Below are 17337 nucleotides of genomic sequence, written 5' to 3' on the forward strand. Positions count from 1 at the left end.
GTCACTCGAGTTCGGGCGGGGTCTCACCCGAGCCGTCGACCCACTCTGCCACCTTGTTGGTGAGCTGCCTCAGGTCATCGGTGGTCTTGACCAGATCCGAGGTCACGATGATCGAGGCACCGTCGCTCCTTGTCGCCTCCAGCTTGGTGCTGGTCTTGCGACTCCGCAGCCAGGAGATCGCGACAGTGGCCAACGCCATCGCCGTGCCTCCCGGCCCCAGCGCGGCGACCAGAACATCCGTCAGTGCTCCCAGTTTCCCCTCCGGCACGGATGCCGGTTGTTCCTGGACACGTCCACGAAGATCCTCGTCCTGGCTTAGCCACGAAAGAAGGGACTGGGCGTCGTCGCCGGGCTGGCCGGTGACCGTGAGAATCAGAGCCATAGCGGAAGGGTAGGCGGCCCGGTCCACCAAAGGGACAGCGAAACGGTGGCTTCGTCGCGGTCGGCCAGCTTGCCGTACCGAGTCGCGATCGCCCGGTTGCGTTTGAGCCGATTGATCCCGCACTTTACGGCCTGACGCTGTTTCTAGATCGTCTCGGCAGCGTGAACCTGAAGCGCATGTACCAAATCACGAATCAGGCGAGCTTCCCGATGCCGGTGTCGGAAACTCGCGTAGGGCAAGTCGTGGCTTGCCGGAGACGTGGAGGGAGGAATACAGGTGTACCGGACAGCTCCAGACGCCGACGACGAGCTGCAAGCCGATCGGGGTTCGGCGCGTGCCCGCCGATTGCTCCAACTCGTATCGAGCCTCCAGACCCATCAGGCGTGTCGACGCTCACGGGGAAGGTAGTCGCAGGGTGTTGGGGTCACTCTGGTGGGTGATCGTCGTCGATGTCGCGTCATCGGCGGCGACCGGCGCGGTCTCATCTGTATCCGGCCCGGATGGGGTGATCGTGATGACGTCGCCTATTGATACTGCTGATCTGATGGCCGCCTGGCTGACCGCTCCACCACCGTCTGCGCGGGTCCGGGGTCGTCCGGAGACACCGGCGGTCGGGGCGTTGCGGTTCGCGTTCTACGGCCGGATGTCGACGACCGAGTACCAGGATGACCTGTCGTCGCGCGGCTGGCAGCGCGACAGCGCCCTGCACCTGATCGCCGGCCACGGTGTGATCGTCGCGAGCTACTTCGATGCCGGCTGCTCGCGGAGCCTGCCGTGGTCACAACGGCCGCAAGCTGCCGCGCTGCTGGCCGCAGCGGCGGATCCGTGTCGGCCGTTCGACGCGATCGTGGTCGGGGAGTTCGAGCGGGCCTTCTCGGCCGGGCAGTTCGAGCACCTGCTGCCTTACCTGGGCGAGCACGGCGTCCAGTTGTGGTTGCCGGAGATGGGCGGTCCGGTTGACCCGGGCGATCCGGTGCATCAGGCGATGATGCGGATGTTGGGTAGCCAGTCGCAGCGGGAGGTCCTGCGGGCCCGGTTCCGCACGAGCGCGGCGATGCGGGTCCAGGCGCGTGAGCAGGGTCGGCATCTGGGTGGGCGTCCGCCGTACGGGTATCGGCTTGTCGATGCGGGTCCGCATCCGAACGCGGCGAATGCGCGGTGGGGCAGACGGTTGCACCAGCTGGATCCGGATCCGGAGACGGCGCCGACGGTGCGGTGGATGTTCGCCCAGCGCCTCGCGGGGTGGAGTGTGGCGGGGATCGCGCGGACGTTGAACGCGAACGGTGTTCTGTCGCCGTCGGGGTATGACCGGGCTCGGAACCCGCACCGTGCCGGCACGTCGTGGACGGTCCGGACGATCGCCGCAATCCTGGAGAACCCGCGGTACACCGGCCGGCAGGTGTGGAACCGGCAGGGCATCGACCATCACGAGGTGAACCCTGGAGACCAGAGCAGCCGCCCGGCGGGCCGCAAGCCGTCACATCACTGGAACGACCGGGACCAGTGGGTGATCTCCACGACAGTGGTGCACCCGCCGCTGGTCAGCGAACAGGACTTCCTGCGGGTCCAGCAGGTCAGCGCGCTCGCCGTGCCGGACGACGCGAACCCTCACCGCTACCAGTTGACAGGCCTGCTGATCTGCGGCGTGTGCGTGCGGCGCCTCGAGGGTCAGTGGGTGCACGGTCGGGCCGGGTACCGGTGTCGGCATGGCTACACCAGCGGCCGCGATGTGCAACCGGACCGGGCGAAGATCCTCTATCTGCGGGAGGAGCAGGTCCTGGTGGAGGCTGGCCGTCAGCTGGCCCACCACACCGGCGTTGCCCCGCAGGACCTGGACGGTGGGGAGCTGGGCCGACAGTTGCGGTGGCGCGGGTACACGCTCCTGTGCACCCCGGTCAGCATCACCCTCGATATCGGCGAGGACACGGCTCATGCCGATGGTGATGTCGCGCCGCCGCCCCGCGATGAAGATGAGAAGACGCACAGTCGACCGGAGATGTCACCGCCGCCCAGCCAGCTGCCCCTGCCGGGGCTACTGGTCATTCCGCACCAGCGGCGGAAAGCATTTAACCCACACCAGAATCATCCAAAACGTGAATGACCTTGGTGTGGGTTAACGTGTCCGAGGGGGGACTTGAACCCCCACGTCCGATAAAGGACACTAGCACCTCAAGCTAGCGCGTCTGCCATTCCGCCACCCGGACAAGGTGTACTGCTGTACCTTAGCGGAGCGCTTGGCCCTGGCTTTCACCTGGGGTTTGGCCTGCTCCGCAGCGGCACAGGACGAAACTGTACACGGCCTGGACACGACCGCGAAGCGGGGGTGGGGTCGGCTCCTGCGGTGGCGGAAAGGCCGTCGGGGAACGGAGCGATGGCCGGGCGTCGGCGTGCCGGGAGACAAGCGCTTGCGGGTCGGCACGCGGGCTGGGAACCGGGCGGCACTGGCGTTGGGGGGACGAACCGGGCAGCATGGCGGGCATGCCGCCGTCCTCGCCGCTGACGCCTGCCCTGGAACGGGCGCATTCGTTGATCGCTGCTGGGGATCTGGCGGGGGCGGGTCTGCTGCTGGAGCGGGCCGTGGAGATCGGGCGGGCCAATCTGGGGGAGGACGCCCCGGACGTACTGGCTGCTCAGCGTGCGCTCGCCGTCGTCTACCTGCGCGAGGACGACCCGATGGGGGCCCGCCGGGTGCTCGAGGAGGCCTACGCGGCGGGGCATCTGCGCCTCGGTGACGCCGACCCGGTCATGGTGTTGATCTCCCACGATCTGGGGGTGGTCGCGGAGGAGCTCGGCAACCGGCATGAGGCGCGGAAGGCGTTCGGCCGGGTCGCGACCCACGGGCCGGGCGTGCTGGGGGCCGATCATGAGGCGGTTGCGCGGGCGCGGGCTCACTTCCACGATCAAGACCTTTCTGGGGTACGCGGGGAAGCGCCGTCCCCGAAGCCCCGGCCGGAGCCGGTCCCGCAGCCGCGGGCCGAGGTCGGGCCGCTCCCGCCTCCGCCGCCGGTACCGCTCGTGCCGGTGCGGCCGACCATGCCGGTGGCTCAGGTGCCGGCCGGTGCTGGTGATCAAAAAGGGGATCAGGCCGGGCCTTGGGACGGGCCGCCGTCCGGGTGGGCGCGGCAGGAGAGCGACGCCCCGGAGCCAGCCGACGAGAGCGCCGCTGATTCGGCTCGGGACGACGCGAGCGCCATCGAGACGGGCGCTGTTGCGGCTGGGTGGGACGAGGAAAGGGCCCGGGGCGGGAATGTCGCGCCCGGCGTGTTCTCGGTCGGGACGGGGGAGGCTCCTGGCGTTTACCCGGTTACTCCGAACAGCCTTCCGGCAGCCGCGGGCATGCTCAGCTCGTACCCGCAAGAAATGAGGCCGGGGAGGCCGCCGGCGCAAGCGGAGGGCGGGGTTGTCCCTCCGGGGGATCAGCTGGTGCGTTATCCGGAACAGCTGGCCTATCCGGTGCCCTATCAGCAGGGTTCCCGGGGGCGTCGCGGGCTGGCCGTCGCCGCAGTCGCCGCGGCTCTCGTCGCTGCCTTCGTGGCTGTGGCCGCGCTCATGTTCGTGCTGGTCAAGCAGGCTTCGGAGCCGGCCGCCGTGAATACCGGAACCGTCGGCCCTACCGCTGGGAACGGGCCGGAACTGCGTGGGGATCCGCCTTCCGGGATCGCGCTCGACGTCGACGGATCGAGCGTCGAGGTCAGCTGGCGTGATCCGGCTGAGGGGCGGGTCTCCTTCATCGTGACGATGGCCCGGAGCGGGGAGCAACTACGGCCCGTTGCGACGATCGGGCCGGGGGAGACCTCTTACCGGGTCAGCGGTCTGAATTCCACGATGGAGTACTGTTTCGCGGTCGTCGCCGTCTATGGGACGGACCGGTTTGCGAGTTCGCCGCAAGCGTGCACCGATGCCGTGAGCGCTCGTCCGTCGCAATAGCGCGGCTGACAAAGCACGTGACAAAGCTCTATCTCAAGACGGTGACGAAGCTGTCCGAGCGGGTGTCGATCTTCTACGCCGGGTCCCTATGATGAGCGCTCCAACCTGGACCGACGGCTACGGGGGAACGGGTATGACCAGCGCAGACACGCCACCGCAGCGTCGCTGGCGGCCGCGTCGCGGGCATCTCGTGACGGCCGGCACGGTGATCGCTCTGGTGACCGCGCTGGGGCTGACCGTGCGCGGGCTGGGCGCCGCCGACGAGGCGTTCGCGAGCTTCGACGCGGCCTCGTGGGTGTGGAGCCGGGGCGCGGGTGAGGTGGCGCGGGTCAACGGGGTGACCGCCAAGGTCGACACCCGGGCCGACGTGGGGCAGGCGCGCGGGCATCAGGTGCAGGTGAGTCAGAGTGACCGCTTCGTCATCCTTCGCGATGTGGAGACCGGGCGGATCGCGTCGATGGATCTCGCCGACCTGCAGGCCTACTGGAACGGCACGTCGCAGCCGGGTGTCGGGGTGACCGTGGCGCTGCACGACGACGACGCCTTCGTGGTGGACGCGGTGCAGGGCAAGGTGCAGCAGGTCGACCCGGCCACCCTCCAGGGGGTCGGCGAGGCGCTGCGGTTCCCGCCGGGGATCACCGGCGGGGTGTTCGACGGCGACGGCGTGCTGTGGATCGCGGCGCCCGGCGAGGGCACGCTGACCGCGGTCGAGGCCGGCGAGGCGGGGCCGTCGGTGGCCCGGACCGAGCCGGTGGCGCAGGGCAGTCACGACCTGGCGCTGAGCGCCCTGGACAGCGGCGTCGCCGTGCTGGACCGCACCACGAACGCGCTGGTCCGGGTCGGTGACGAGCCGACCTCGACGATCACGTTGCCGCTCGGCGCGCCGGGGATCCTGCCGCCGCGCAGCGAGGGTTCGCTGATCGCGGTGACCGTGCCGGGGGAGCGGCGGGTGCTGACCGTCGACGGGGCGGGCGTGCGCGCCGACGTCACCGTGCCCGCCACCGGCGACGACGAGGGGGAGATCGAGGCGGCGGTCGCGTGGGAGGGGTTCCTCTATGTGCCCGAGGCCGGCACGGTGCACGTCTTCGACGCCGGCGGCACCCCGCAGAAGGGCATCACCGTCAAACGGCCGGGCGGCGGGCTGGAGCTCGAGGTCCGGGAGAACCACCTGTTCATCAACGCCCCGGGGGCCTCCACCGCCCGGGTGGTCGACGACGAGCACACCGTGCGGACCGTCGACAAGTATGCCGACGACGTCCTCGGTGGCGATCCGCCGCCGGCGCCGCCGACCCCGCCCGCCCCGGAGAGGAAGAAGAAGCCCAAGCCCACCGTGACCGTGCCGGGTGCCCCGCGCAACGTGCGGGCGGCGGCCGGTGACGCCGAGGCCCGGGTGACGTGGCAGGCTGCCGCGGCGAACGGCGCGGCGATCACCAGATACGTGGTGACGGGCGCGGACCGGACCTTCCAGGTGGGCGCGGAGCAGCGGTCGCTGGTGGTGACCGGCCTGACGAACGGGGAGACGTACCGGTTCGAGGTGCACGCTGTCAACCGCAGGGGTGACGGCCCGGCCAAGACGAGCAACGCGGTCCGGCCGACCGCGGACGTGCCGCAGCCGCCGGGTGTCCCGCGGGCCGAGGCGCTGCCGGACGGGTCGGTGCGGGTCGGCTGGGCGGCCGCGGACGGGCAGGGTCGCAAGATAGCCCGGTACACGGTCACGGCGATCACCGCCGGCGGGACGTCCCCGGTCGGGGACACCGCCGGCACGTCGATGACGATCGCACCCGGCACCTTGGAGTACGGCAGCCAGTACGCGTTCACGGTCGTCGCCGTGAACGACCGCGGCGCCGGGTCGAAGGCGTCCGGGGCGGGCGAGAGCGTGGTGCCGTTCACCACGCCGGGCCGACCGGGTGACGTCGACGCGGCGACCGTCGCCGACCAGGCCGGTGCGGTGCGGGTGACGTGGACGGCGGCCGAGGCCAACGGGCGGCCCGTCACCAGGTACGTCGTCGCGGCCGGCGGCAAGGAGACCGAGGTGTCCGGCGACACCGCGGCGACGCTCACCGGGCTGGGTGACGGCGCGAGCGTGCAGGTGCAGGTCACCGCGGTCAACGAGGCCGGCGCGGGCGAGGCGGGCAGTGCGACGGCCACGACGGTGGCGGCACCGGTGATCACGATGACCGGGGTGGACCCGAGCTTCAACGCGGCGTCGGTCGGGTTCAGCGTCAACGCGGGCGGCGGCAAACCGACCTGCACGCTGACCGTCACCGGCGGCGGCAAGGGGGCGACCGGGGGCTGCTCGGGGCTCAAGGCCGCGGAGTTGAAGCCGAGCACGGCGTACACGTTCACGGTCACCGCGAAGAACGCGGCGGGCACGGCCACGAAGACGGCCAAGGCCACCACCGACGCCCTCTACGGGACGGCCACCTGCATCAACGGCGACAAGGCCGAGGAGAAGACGTACTGCGACGACGAGGTCGACGGGCGCAACGGCAACGAGATCTTCTCGGTGACCCGGCAGGACGACGACAAGCAGGTCGGCTGGGTGAAGAACGGAACACGGCTCAAGGCGTACTGCAAGAAGAGCGGCGAGTCCGTCTACGCGTACGTCTACAACAACGAGAAGCGCAGCACGTGGTGGATCCAGGTCGACTACAAGGGGAAGACCTACATCCCCTGGGCCTGGCTCAACCTCGACGGCGGCGACGACCTGAAGGACCTCTCCGCATGCTGACCCCCGCCCAGGTGCAGACCTTCGCCCAGACCGCCGAACGCCTGGCCGGCAGCGTCGGATCGGTGGTGCTCGGCAAACCCGAGGTGATCCGGCTCGCCCTCACCGCCCTGTTCGCCCAGGGGCACGTCCTCCTCGAGGACGTTCCCGGCGTCGGCAAGACCACGCTGGCCCGGGCATTGGCATCGTCGATCCGCGGGCAGTGGCGGCGCATCCAGTTCACCCCCGACCTGCTGCCCTCCGACGTCTCCGGCGTGACGATCTTCAACCAGGCCAGCCGCGGCTTCGAATTCCACCCCGGGCCGGTGTTCGCCAACGTGGTCATCGCCGACGAGATCAACCGGGCGTCGCCGAAAACCCAGTCGGCGCTGCTCGAGGTGATGGAGGAACGCCGCGTCACCGTGGACGGCGTGCCGCACCCGGTGCCCCAGCCGTTCCTGGTGGTCGCCACCCAGAACCCGGTCGAGATGGACGGCACCTACCGCCTGCCCGAGGCGCAACTCGACCGGTTCCTGGTCAAACTGTCCGTCGGATATCCGGACGAAGAGGTCGAGATCGAGGTGCTGCGCGGCGCGGCCGGCCGGTCCCCGGACACCCTCGAACCGGTCACCGACACCGCCACGGTGGGCGAGTTGGCGGCGACGGCGCTGGGTGCGCACATCGCCGACCCCCTTTATGCGTACGCGGTGCGCCTGGCCGCCGCGACCCGCAACCACAAGCTGGTCCGGGTCGGCGTCAGCCCCCGCGGTGTGATCGCGTTGACCCGGGCGGCCGCCGCGCACGCCCTGATCAACGGCCGGGGATACGTCCTGCCGGAAGACTTCAAGGCACTGGTCGGACCGGTCTTCGCGCATCGCCTGATGCTCTCCTCGGAGGCCCAGCTGCGGGGCGTCACCGCGGACGAGGTGCTCGCCGACGCGCTGCGTGAGGTGCCCGTGCCGCTGCCCGACAAGCAGCACCTGCCGGCCGTGCCGTGACTGCTCGGGGCGTCGGCCTGCTGGCGGCCGCGGTGGGGCTGCTCGGGGTGGGGTTCTGGTTCGGCTATCCGGATCTGGCCGTGCTGGGTGCGGCCGCCGTGTCGGCGCTGGTTGTCGCTGTCGGTCACGCGGTGTGGCGTCCCCGGCTCGGCGTCGAACGGGCCGCCGACCCGGACCGGGTGGCCCGCGGCGAACCGGCCGCCGTCACCCTGACCATCCGCAACACGAGCCGGCTGCGGGCCGCGACCCTGATCGCCACCGACCGGTGCGGTCCGGCCACCGTCGACGTCCCGGTGCTGCGCCTGCGGCCGGGACGGGACACGACGACCGGCTATCCGGTGCCCACCCACCGGCGCGGACTCGTCCCGATCGGACCGCTACGGATCACCCGCGGCGACCCGTTCGGGCTGATCAGCCTGGACCGGGTGCACGGCGGGACGACTACGGTCCGGGTGCACCCGCGGATCCACCCGCTCGGTGCCGTACCGGCGGGACTGACCCGCAGCCTGGACGGGCAGGCCGACCGGGTGCCGCACGGGACGATCACGTTCGACGCGTTGCGCGAGTACGTGCCCGGCGACGAACTGCGCCGCGTGCACTGGCGCAGCAGCGCCAAAGTGGGCGAACTGATGGTCCGGGAACAACTCGACACCGCCGAACCGAGCCTCGTGGTGCTGCTCGACGACCGGTCCGCCGGGCATCGCGGCGACTCGTTCGAGGACGCGTGCGAGGCGGCGGCCTCGGTGCTGGCGGCGGCCGTCCGGGAGGGGCTGCCGGTCAGCCTGCACCTGGTGTGCGGCGAGGCGAGAGGACCGTTTCTGGACACCCTGACCGAGGTGCAGCCGGCGGCCGGAGACCTCGGCGCGACACTGCGGCGGCTCCGTGGGCAGCGACTCGGGGACACGCTGATCTTCCTGACCGGGCCGGGCGGGCGCGACGACCTCGGGGCGGTCGGGGGGATGCGCGGGGCATACCCGGTGGTGCTCGCCGCACTGCTCGGCGACCGCGACACCGTCGCCCCGGCCCCGGCGACCGACCGGGTGATCGTGATCGAGGCGGCGGACGGCGCGGAGTTCGCGGCCGCCTGGGACGGGGTGCGCGGATGGTGAGCGTGACGCGCAATCGGAGCGCGCACGTGACGGGCGCCCCAGGCGTGTGGATGGCGTGTGTTTCGGGTGCATGGGGTGCGTTGGTGGTGAGCGTTCCTGAGGTGGAGGGGCCCGGGCGGTGAGCGATTCGGGTTCGCGGGCGGTGGGTGTTGTGGGCGGCCGAGGTTCGTGGGTGGCCGGTGTACTGCGGGCGTCGGTCGTGCCGGGCGCCCTGGTCGGGATGCTCACGTTGGCCGGCGTGGTGGTGGGGCGGATCTTCGCCGACGACCTGGTGGTGTGGCTGACGGCCGGCTCGGCGGCCGGGTCGGTGGCGGTGGGCGTCGCGGCGAGACGGCTGCCAGCGTGGTCGGCGGCGCCGCTGTCCGCGCTGGTCCTGACGGGATATGTGACGGTTGCGCTGCGAGTGGCGGCCGGTGGGCAGTGGCCGGACTGGACCGTGGTGGCGGGTGGGATTCCGCGCCTGTTGACGGCGTTGATCCCGGTGGAAGCTGCGCCGGAGACGGTTGTCGTGCCGGTGGTGGCGGTGTGGGTGGCTGGTTTGGCTGCTGTCGAGGTGGCGGTGCGCAGCCGCCGGGTGCTGCTCGGACTGTCGCCGGTGCTGGGGGTCTACGCGGGGGCGCTCTACGTGGTGGGCCCCAATGCGGAGACGCCGGTCCTGGTCAGCACGGGTTTCGCGGCGCTTGCGGCGCTTGCGCTGGCGGTTTCGGCTCTGACTCGGTCCTCGTCTTTCCCCGTCGGGAGGATCACGACTGCCAGGGTTACCACTGGGAAGGACGAGGAGGACCCTGCTGAGCTGCGGGTTCGCGCGATGCTGCGGATGCGGGCGCTGGGTGGGGCGGCCGCCGGCCTGGTGGCCCTTCTCGGCCTGGTGGCGGTGATCGGTCCCTGGGCCTCACGCCAGGTGAGCGTCATGCCGCAGGACCCTCGGCAGTACGTGGAACCGCCCCGCGTCGATTCCCTGGACGAGAGTCCGCTGAACCGGATCTCGGGATGGGCGCTCGCTCCGAAGGAGTCGCTCCTGGAGTACCGGCCGTCCGAAACCGGGGCCGCCCCGGAGACGCGTCTGCGGCTGGCGGTGTTGTCCGATTATGACGGGGTCACCTGGAAGGTCGGCGGGCTGTACCGCAACGCCGGCCGGGTGCTGCCGGTGCCATCGCTGGGTGAGGGGACGTCAGGTGACGTCGCGTTCGGTGGGGACGCTACGAGTGAGAGCCGGCAGGAGATCACGGTCACCGGGCTCAGCGGGCGGCTGCTGCCGGTCGTGCCGACGCCGACGGCGATCTCCGGTGCTCGGGTGGCCTATGACGCGGCCACCGGCACCCTGATCCGTCCGGAGGGTTTGACCGAGGGACTGCGGTACGCCACGACCACGCTCGAACGGGAACCCGACCTCAACGCGCTGCCGATCGCCGAGGTGCCGTCCGGGGACGCGGTGGCCCGCTATCTCACCGTGGCCACCGGCGTGCCGGAGCGGATCCAGCGTCTTGCCGAGCAGTTGGCCGAGGGGAACGGCGCGGCGTACGACCGGGCGGTGGCGATCGAGGAGTTCCTGGCTGATCATTATCGGCAGGTTGCGGATGCTCCGAGTGGGCACGCCTATCCGAACATCGATCACTTCCTGTTCGGGCGTAAGGAGCTCGGCGGGCGGCGGGGGACCTCGGAGCAGTTCGCGGCCGCGTACGCGCTGATGGCACGCCTGAGCGGACTCCCCAGCCGGATCGTCGTGGGTTTCCGGGCGCCGGCGGCGGGCGGCGTCGTGACCGCGGGAGACGCCGTCGCCTGGCCGGAGGTGCTGTTCGACGGTCTCGGGTGGGTGGCCTTCGACCCGATGCCGAAGAGTGACGAGCCCACACCGGTCGAGGACGACTTCCGGCCGCAGCCGACCACCCCGCCCGCCACGCCGTCGGCGTCACCGGAACCGTCGCCGTCGGGGAGCGCGTCGGCCGCACCGCCGGCCGTCGCCGCGGCGCCGTCGGAGGATGCGGTCTCCGGTCCGGTCGTTACCGGGGTCGTTTCCGGATCGCTGCTGCTCGTGGTCCTTCTCGGCGGTCTCATGGTGATCGCGATGCGGCGTGCGCAGACCCGGCGGCGGCTGACCGTCGGCGGCCCGGACGAGCGTGTCACCGGGGCTTGGCTGGAGTTCACCGACATCCTGCGGCTGGCCGGAAGCCCGCTGCCCACGCATCTGTCCGCGACCGAGGCCGGCCGTTTCGCCGCCGCAGTCGCCGAGCACACAGCCACACCATTTTCCGAACGACCAGGTGCTGTGAACTCCGGACAAACGGATGCGGCGTTCTCCAGACAGGCGTCCTTCGGGCAAGCGGTTGCTGGGACTGTCGGGGGGACGCCTGTCGACGGGCTGATCGAGGCGGTCAACACGGTCGGTTTTGCGCCGGGGGCGGCCGATGAACGGCAGGCTGATCGGGCCGGGAGTGAGGTGAGCGCCTACGCGGCGGTGCTGCGCGGGCGTATGCCCTGGTGGCGGCGGCTGTGGTGGAGTGTGCGGCCCGGCCCGCTGCGGTGGCGGGGCGGGCGCGGTGGTTAGAGTCGGGTGCCTGACCACAACCGGTCATGGCACTGCGGGAAGGTGGAACATGCGGGTGCTCCTGGTCGAGGACGACGAGGCGATCGCGGTGCCGCTTGTCGAAGGCCTCGCCCGGTACGGCATCGTCACCCGGCACGTTGCGACCGGCGCTGAGGCGCTCGCCGCCGAGCCGGTCGACCTGGTTCTGCTCGATCTGGGACTGCCGGACATCGACGGTGTGGACGTCTGCTGGGAACTCAACCGCACCCGGGACGTACCCGTGATCATGTTGACGTCGCGGCGCGGGGAGGCCGACCTGGTCCGCGGCCTGGAGGGTGGTGCCGACGACTACCTGGCGAAGCCGTTCAGCCTGCGGGAACTGGTGGCCCGGATCCGGGCGGTCGACCGGCGGTCCCGGGCGGCGGCGATCGAACGGGTGTCGACCGTGCCCGCCACCGCGCCGGAGACATGCACTGCGGGCCGGCTGAGCATCGATCTGGCCACCCGTGAGGTCAGCGTCGGCGGAGCACCGGTCGCACTGGCGCCGAAGGAATATGACCTGCTCACCATGCTCGCCGCCCGGCCCGGTGCCGTGGTGCTGCGGCAGAAGCTGCTGGAGCAGGTGTGGGCGACCGCCGAGGGCCGGGGGCGGACGCTCGACTTCCACATCGCCGCCCTGCGCCGCAAGCTCGGCGACCCGGCGTGGATCGAGACGCGCCGCGGTGTGGGGTTCCGGCTCGTCCCGCTCGGCTGATCGGGTGACCTTCCTCCTCGCGGGCCGCGAACGCCGGGCCGTGGCATGACCCGGCGGCTGGTGCTGGCCCACCTGACGCTGGTCACGCTGGTGCTGGTCGCGTTGGCGGTTCCGCTCGGCTACCTCTATCGCAGCAGCGAGCAGCAGCAGGCGTTCCGGCAGCTGGAGCGGGAGGCCGAGGTGCTCGCCGCCTACATCGGCGCCGAACTGGACGAGAACGACGGGCAGGGCGCGCAGCAGGTGGCCGAGGAGTCGGCCCGGCGCTGGCGCGGTCAGGTCGAGCTGTTCGACGCGTCCGGCCGGCTGGTCTTCGGCACGCTGCCGGGGCACGGCGGCGCGGGGGCGTCGCCGGGAACCGGCAACCGGATCGTCGAGGTCGACGGCGTGATGATGATGTCGGCGGTGGTCTCCGTCGAGCCGGGCCGGACGGACGTCGGTTCGGTCCGGGTCAGCGTCCCGGCCGCGTCCGTTCTTGATCACGTCTATCAGTTCTGGGCGTTGCTCGCCGTCGCCTGCGCGGCTGTGCTGGTGGTCAGTGCCGCTGTTGCGGTACGCCTCGCCGCCTGGATCACCAAACCGGTCCGTGCCCTGGAGGACGCCGCCGGGCAGCTGGCCGACGAGTCGGAGCCGGCCGCGGTCCTCGGCGTGGACGGGCCGCCCGAGCTGCGGCGTCTCGCGCAGACGTTCAACCGGACCGCGTCGCGCCTGCACAGCGTGCTCGCCGCCCGGGGCGCGTTCGTCGAGCACGCGTCGCATCAGCTCAAGAGCCCGCTCGCGGCGCTGCGGCTGCGCCTGGAGAACCTGGAACCGGAGGTGTCGGCGGCCGGCGCCCCGAACCTGGAGGCGGCCATCGGCGAGACCGAACGCCTCGACAAGCTGGTCAACACGCTGCTCGATCTGACCATGGTGGAGGGCGCCGAGCAGACTCCGGAGACCGTCGACCTGACCGCCCGGATCGTCGACCGGTCCGAGATCTGGCAGCCGCTCGCCGCGGAACGTGACGTCACCGTGCTCGCTGACGTACCCCCGAAGGTGTTGGTGGTGGTGACGCCCGGTTCGGTGGAGCAGATACTCGACAACTTGATCTCCAATGCGCTTGCGGTGGCGCCGGACGGCAGTGTGATCCGGCTGGTGGCGCGGCCGTCGTCCGAGGTCGTCGAGGTGCATGTGGTGGACAGCGGGCCGGGCCTTCCGCAGGAGCAGCGGGAGCGGGCCCTCGAACCGTTCTGGCGGGCGCCCGGCGCACCCAAGGGCGGCAGCGGCCTCGGGCTGGCGCTGGTCCGCAAGCTCGCCGAGGCGGACGGTGGTCACGTGCGGCTGGATCCGGCGGAACCGTCCGGTATCGACGCTGTCGTCACGTTGCCGGCGGGCGCACACCAGGTCTGAGAGCGGCTGTGCCCGCGGTCACGTCCTGAGAGATCCCTCGATATCCGGACAGGTCCGGAACAGGAATGCGCCAGGACTTTGCCAGGGGAGTCCCAGGAGACGAACGCCCTGTTCACGGCGTGTTCGACTCTATCCTTTGCGTGTCCGGGAGAGTCATCTCCGTCCGTTAGATTGCCCATCGGCAACGGCGGGATACGGGGACCAGCATGACAACGAAGCGGAAGATCAAGAAGCGCCGCTCGCCGCTGTGGGCGCGGCTCGCCACGGTGGCCGGCGTCATTCTGATGATCACCAGTGGCGGTGTGCTGACGGTCAAGGAGGTGGCCTTCGCCCGTCTGGAAGCGGTCGAGGCGCCGGACCTGATCGGTGATCCCGCGGCGGCGGCGGCGGAGACGGAGAAGACCGACATCACGGGGCCGGTCAACGTGCTCCTCGTGGGCATCGACCCGCGGGACGACACGACGCCCCCGCTCGCCGACTCGATCATCGTGGCGCACATTCCGTCGACGATGGATCAGGCCTACATCTTCTCGCTGCCGCGCGACCTCTACGTCGACATCCCGGCCAGCACCAAGTCGCAGTACGCCGGCGGCCGCGGAAAGATCAACGGCGCGATGAGCCTGGGCAGCCGGGTGCCCGGCGGCAAACCCAGTGTCACGCAGGGCTTCCAGCACCTGGCGAAGACGGTCGGCCAGGTCACCGGGATCAAGGATTTCGACGCCGGGGCGATCGTCAACTTCGGCGGTTTCAAGAGCATCGTCGAGGCGATGGGCGGCGTCACCATGACGATCGACCAGGAGATCAGGTCCGAGCACCTCAAGCCGAACGGCAAGCCCCGCGACCGCCGGCCGGAGTGCGCCGATCACAGCTGCTCCCACCCGTACGTCGGGGAGCAGAAGGTCTACAAGAAGGGCACCTACCACCTCGAGGCGTGGGAGGCCCTGGACGTGGTCCGCCAGCGGTACAGCCTGAAGAACGGCGACTACGACCGGCAGAAGAACCAGCAGCGGTTCATCCGGGCGATCACCGAGCAGGCACTCTCCAAGGACGTCGTCACCAACCCGTCGAAACTGTTGAAGGTGCTGGACGCCGCCGGACAGTCGCTGACCTTCTCCGGCGGCGGCCACAACATCGCCGACTGGGCCCTGGCGATGCGCGACGTCGACCCGAAGAACATGGTCACCATCAGCCTGCCCGGCGGCGCCGTGGAGTCCTCCAGCGGCGACTATCTGGGCGAGCGGTTCACCGGACCGGTCGACGAGTTCTTCACCGCGGTGGCGAAGAACGACGTGCCGCGGTTCCTCCTGGACAACCCGGGGTTCGTCAACACCGGGAACTGACGGCCTACTCTTGGTGCCGTGGTGAGTGAATCTAGTGGGGCCCGTCTGTGGCGGATCACCATCCCGGTGATCGCGACCGCCGCGGAGATGGAGGTCCTCACCGACCGTATCGTCCACGCCCTCTGTCCGGACCGGGACCACGAGGGTCCGTGCACGACGCCGTGGGCGATGAACATCGCCGACGGTGACTCCCTGCCCCGGGCCGAGCAGCGGCGGCTGAGCGAGGCCGTCCACGACCCGAAGGCCTGATCAGGGCACGATCTGCTCGCTTCAGGGCACGATCGCGGCGATCTGCTCGCCGATCCAGGGGTAGAGCTCCTCGCCCGGGGTGTTCATCCGCGACTTGAGGTAACGGGTCGTCTCGTCGGCCAGCACCTCCAGCGTGCCGGCGCCGACCGCGTCGTACGCCTGGGCGACCACGCTCGCCGGGCTCACCTTGGGGACGTCCCAGCGCGCCGACATCGGGGTGTCGATCATGCCGACGAGCAGGCCGACCACCTGGGTGCCCTGGGCGCCCAGCTCGACGCGCAACGCGTTGGTGGCCGACCAGGCGGCGGCTTTCGACGCCGCGTACCCGGTGGGCATGGTGGCCCAGGCGGCCGACGAGAGGATGTTGACCAGCGTGCCGCCGCCGTTGGCCGCGAGCACCGGGGTGAAGGCGCGGGCGACGCGGAGCGTACCGAAGAAATTGGTCTCGAAGATCCGGCGCAGCTCCTGTTCGGGCCCGGAGATCGAGTCGCCGGCCGGCGCGATCCCGGCATTGTTGATCACCAGGTCCACGTCGGGGGCGGCCTGAGCTGCGACGACGGCGTCCTGCTCCGCGGTGACGTCGAGGGTGAGCGGGTGGATCCGGGTGTCGTCCCACTGTCGCGGCGAGCGGGCGGCGGCGTAGACCTTCGCCGCGCCTCGTGCCACGGCCTGCCGGACGAACTCCTCGCCGAGGCCGCCGTTGGCGCCGGTGACGAGCACGGTGCGGCCGTCGAGTGTCGTGGTCATCTAAACTCCTTCAGCAAGTGGGGAGTGCCCCCGGAAAGAACTATGTGGGGAGAGTCCCCACTTAGTCAAGGAGGATGTGTCGATGGCGACTGCCCGGAACGCGGCCAAGCGGCCTCTGCGCGCTGACGCCCAGCGCAACCGCGACGCGATCCTCGACGCCGCCCGTGAAGTGTTCGAGGCCGAAGGGGTGATGACGTCCCTGGATGGGATCGCCCTGCGCGCGGGCGTCGGCAACGCCACGCTCTACCGCAACTTCCCGACCCGCGACGACCTGCTCGCGGCGATCATGGCGACGTCCATCACGGAGGCGCTGGCGGAGGCGGATGTGCTGGCCTCGTCCCTGTCGCCGCGGGAGGCGCTCGGCGAGTGGCTGATCCTGCTCACCTGGCGGCTGCGGATCTGGCACGACCTGCCGTACTGCCTGGCCACGGCGCTGCGGGACGAGACGTCGCCGATGAAGGAGACCTACGATCCACTGCTGGCGCGGACCGGGGTGCTACTCGCGGCCGCTCAGGCCGACGGGGTGGCGGCTGCCGACATCACACCCGATGAGGTGTACGAGCTGGTGCTCGCACTGTCGTGGGCCGTCGACCGGTTCCGCGACGAGGAGGCGGCCGCCCGCCGCCGCGTGGCCATGGCGACGGCCGGGCTGTTCAGCTGATTCTCAGCCCTCGGCGGACGCCTCGGCCAGGGCTGCGATGTGTTGCTTGATCTCGGCACCGAGGGTGTCCGGGGCGGATGCCGGGATCACCTGCACGTTCGCCGGTGGGGTGGCGTTGCCCTCGCCGACGTTGACGAACCGGACGGTGGGGTAGCCGGGGGCGACCGCGGTGGCCGCCTCGGTCTGGGCCGCGCCGACCGAGAAGATCACGCCACATCGTCCGCCGGCCAGTGAGGTGGCGAAGGCGGTCGCGTTGCGGGCCGTCTGCGGGCCCTGGACCTGAAGGTACTGCACCCGGACCAGGGCGGCGACCGAGGCCTCCTGCATGGAGGTCCAGACCGGTTGTGCCTCGCCGGTGACACCCTTCTCGTCGGTGAGCAGGCAGGCGGTCGCGTCGAGGTATTCGCGCTGACGCGGCGGCTCCGGCCACAGGGCCCAGGTGGTGAGGCCGGCGATCACGGCCGTCACCGTTACCGCCCCGGCGATCATCCATCGTGGATGGGCTGTGATCCTCGCCACTGTCGACGATGAGCGGTTGCGAGATGACCTCGCC

General features: G+C 70.8%; 14 protein-coding genes and 1 tRNA gene. 11 read left to right on the plus strand and 4 right to left on the minus strand.

The window, feature by feature from the left end; genetic code table 11:
• Position 1: 1 nt before the first annotated feature.
• The gene (locus tag WH85_RS31405; protein ID WP_045745677.1) at positions 2–382 is read right to left on the minus strand and encodes an effector-associated constant component EACC1; all 381 of its coding nucleotides are present in this window, start codon (positions 380–382) and stop codon (positions 2–4) included.
• Between the two features lie 247 nt (positions 383–629).
• Between WH85_RS31405 and WH85_RS31410 the strand changes: the two genes are divergently transcribed.
• Positions 630–2483 carry a recombinase family protein gene (locus WH85_RS31410; RefSeq protein WP_245674171.1) on the plus strand — a complete coding sequence of 618 codons (1854 nt, stop codon included), beginning with the start codon at positions 630–632 and terminating at the stop codon, positions 2481–2483.
• An 18-nt stretch (positions 2484–2501) separates the two neighbouring features.
• On the opposite strand, the gene WH85_RS31415 is transcribed toward WH85_RS31410, so the two are convergent.
• Positions 2502–2586, minus strand: a tRNA-Leu gene (locus tag WH85_RS31415).
• A gap of 274 nt (positions 2587–2860) precedes the next feature.
• On the opposite strand from WH85_RS31415, the gene WH85_RS47590 reads away from it, so the two are divergent.
• The 9 genes from WH85_RS47590 (at position 2861) to WH85_RS31465 (ending at position 15376) form a co-directional block, all read left to right on the plus strand.
• Positions 2861–4309, plus strand: coding sequence for a fibronectin type III domain-containing protein (locus WH85_RS47590; protein ID WP_169792508.1), 1449 nt, complete (start codon positions 2861–2863; stop codon positions 4307–4309).
• A 133-nt stretch (positions 4310–4442) separates the two neighbouring features.
• A complete protein-coding gene (locus WH85_RS31430) occupies positions 4443–7040 on the plus strand; it encodes a fibronectin type III domain-containing protein (protein WP_045745680.1) in 2598 nt (865 codons plus the stop codon).
• On the plus strand, positions 7034–8014 hold the full coding sequence (locus tag WH85_RS31435; RefSeq protein ID WP_045745681.1) for an AAA family ATPase: 981 nt from the start codon (positions 7034–7036) through the stop codon (positions 8012–8014). Before WH85_RS31430 ends, WH85_RS31435 begins: the two co-directional genes overlap by 7 nt.
• A complete protein-coding gene (locus tag WH85_RS31440; RefSeq protein WP_045745682.1) occupies positions 8011–9123 on the plus strand; it encodes a DUF58 domain-containing protein in 1113 nt (370 codons plus the stop codon). Before WH85_RS31435 ends, WH85_RS31440 begins: the two co-directional genes overlap by 4 nt.
• 220 nt (positions 9124–9343) lie before the next feature.
• Complete coding sequence (locus WH85_RS31445) at positions 9344–11668, plus strand: transglutaminase TgpA family protein (RefSeq protein ID WP_245674172.1); 2325 nt, start codon at positions 9344–9346, stop codon at positions 11666–11668.
• Between the two features lie 49 nt (positions 11669–11717).
• The gene (locus tag WH85_RS31450) at positions 11718–12401 is read left to right on the plus strand and encodes a response regulator transcription factor (protein ID WP_045745684.1); all 684 of its coding nucleotides are present in this window, start codon (positions 11718–11720) and stop codon (positions 12399–12401) included.
• A gap of 45 nt (positions 12402–12446) precedes the next feature.
• Positions 12447–13787 carry a sensor histidine kinase gene (locus tag WH85_RS31455; protein WP_045745685.1) on the plus strand — a complete coding sequence of 447 codons (1341 nt, stop codon included), beginning with the start codon at positions 12447–12449 and terminating at the stop codon, positions 13785–13787.
• Between the two features lie 206 nt (positions 13788–13993).
• Positions 13994–15127, plus strand: coding sequence for an LCP family protein (locus WH85_RS31460; RefSeq protein ID WP_045745686.1), 1134 nt, complete (start codon positions 13994–13996; stop codon positions 15125–15127).
• An 18-nt stretch (positions 15128–15145) separates the two neighbouring features.
• A complete protein-coding gene (locus WH85_RS31465; protein WP_157411325.1) occupies positions 15146–15376 on the plus strand; it encodes a hypothetical protein in 231 nt (76 codons plus the stop codon).
• 21 nt (positions 15377–15397) lie between these two features.
• On the opposite strand, the gene WH85_RS31470 is transcribed toward WH85_RS31465, so the two are convergent.
• Positions 15398–16123 carry an SDR family oxidoreductase gene (locus WH85_RS31470; RefSeq protein ID WP_045745688.1) on the minus strand — a complete coding sequence of 242 codons (726 nt, stop codon included), beginning with the start codon at positions 16121–16123 and terminating at the stop codon, positions 15398–15400.
• Between the two features lie 82 nt (positions 16124–16205).
• On the opposite strand from WH85_RS31470, the gene WH85_RS31475 reads away from it, so the two are divergent.
• Positions 16206–16784, plus strand: coding sequence for a TetR/AcrR family transcriptional regulator (locus WH85_RS31475; protein WP_045745689.1), 579 nt, complete (start codon positions 16206–16208; stop codon positions 16782–16784).
• A gap of 3 nt (positions 16785–16787) precedes the next feature.
• On the opposite strand, the gene WH85_RS31480 is transcribed toward WH85_RS31475, so the two are convergent.
• Positions 16788–17243 carry a type 1 periplasmic-binding domain-containing protein gene (locus WH85_RS31480; protein WP_157411326.1) on the minus strand — a complete coding sequence of 152 codons (456 nt, stop codon included), beginning with the start codon at positions 17241–17243 and terminating at the stop codon, positions 16788–16790.
• Positions 17244–17337: the final 94 nt, after the last annotated feature.

It is taken from the genome of Actinoplanes rectilineatus, assembly GCF_000962825.1.
GTDB classification, from domain to species: Bacteria; Actinomycetota; Actinomycetes; order Mycobacteriales; family Micromonosporaceae; genus Actinoplanes; species Actinoplanes rectilineatus.

What these genes read in the sequence shown, in the direction of transcription:
- WH85_RS31405 (WP_045745677.1), bottom strand. Translation starts at nt 382, where the DNA reads ATGGCTCTGATTCTCACGGTCACCGGCCAGCCCGGCGACGACGCCCAG.
- WH85_RS47590 (WP_169792508.1), top strand. Translation starts at nt 2,861, where the DNA reads ATGCCGCCGTCCTCGCCGCTGACGCCTGCCCTGGAACGGGCGCATTCG.
- WH85_RS31430 (WP_045745680.1), top strand. Translation starts at nt 4,443, where the DNA reads ATGACCAGCGCAGACACGCCACCGCAGCGTCGCTGGCGGCCGCGTCGC.
- WH85_RS31435 (WP_045745681.1), top strand. Translation starts at nt 7,034, where the DNA reads ATGCTGACCCCCGCCCAGGTGCAGACCTTCGCCCAGACCGCCGAACGC.
- WH85_RS31445 (WP_245674172.1), top strand. Translation starts at nt 9,344, where the DNA reads ATGCTCACGTTGGCCGGCGTGGTGGTGGGGCGGATCTTCGCCGACGAC.
- WH85_RS31450 (WP_045745684.1), top strand. Translation starts at nt 11,718, where the DNA reads ATGCGGGTGCTCCTGGTCGAGGACGACGAGGCGATCGCGGTGCCGCTT.
- WH85_RS31455 (WP_045745685.1), top strand. Translation starts at nt 12,447, where the DNA reads ATGACCCGGCGGCTGGTGCTGGCCCACCTGACGCTGGTCACGCTGGTG.
- WH85_RS31460 (WP_045745686.1), top strand. Translation starts at nt 13,994, where the DNA reads ATGACAACGAAGCGGAAGATCAAGAAGCGCCGCTCGCCGCTGTGGGCG.
- WH85_RS31470 (WP_045745688.1), bottom strand. Translation starts at nt 16,123, where the DNA reads ATGACCACGACACTCGACGGCCGCACCGTGCTCGTCACCGGCGCCAAC.
- WH85_RS31475 (WP_045745689.1), top strand. Translation starts at nt 16,206, where the DNA reads ATGGCGACTGCCCGGAACGCGGCCAAGCGGCCTCTGCGCGCTGACGCC.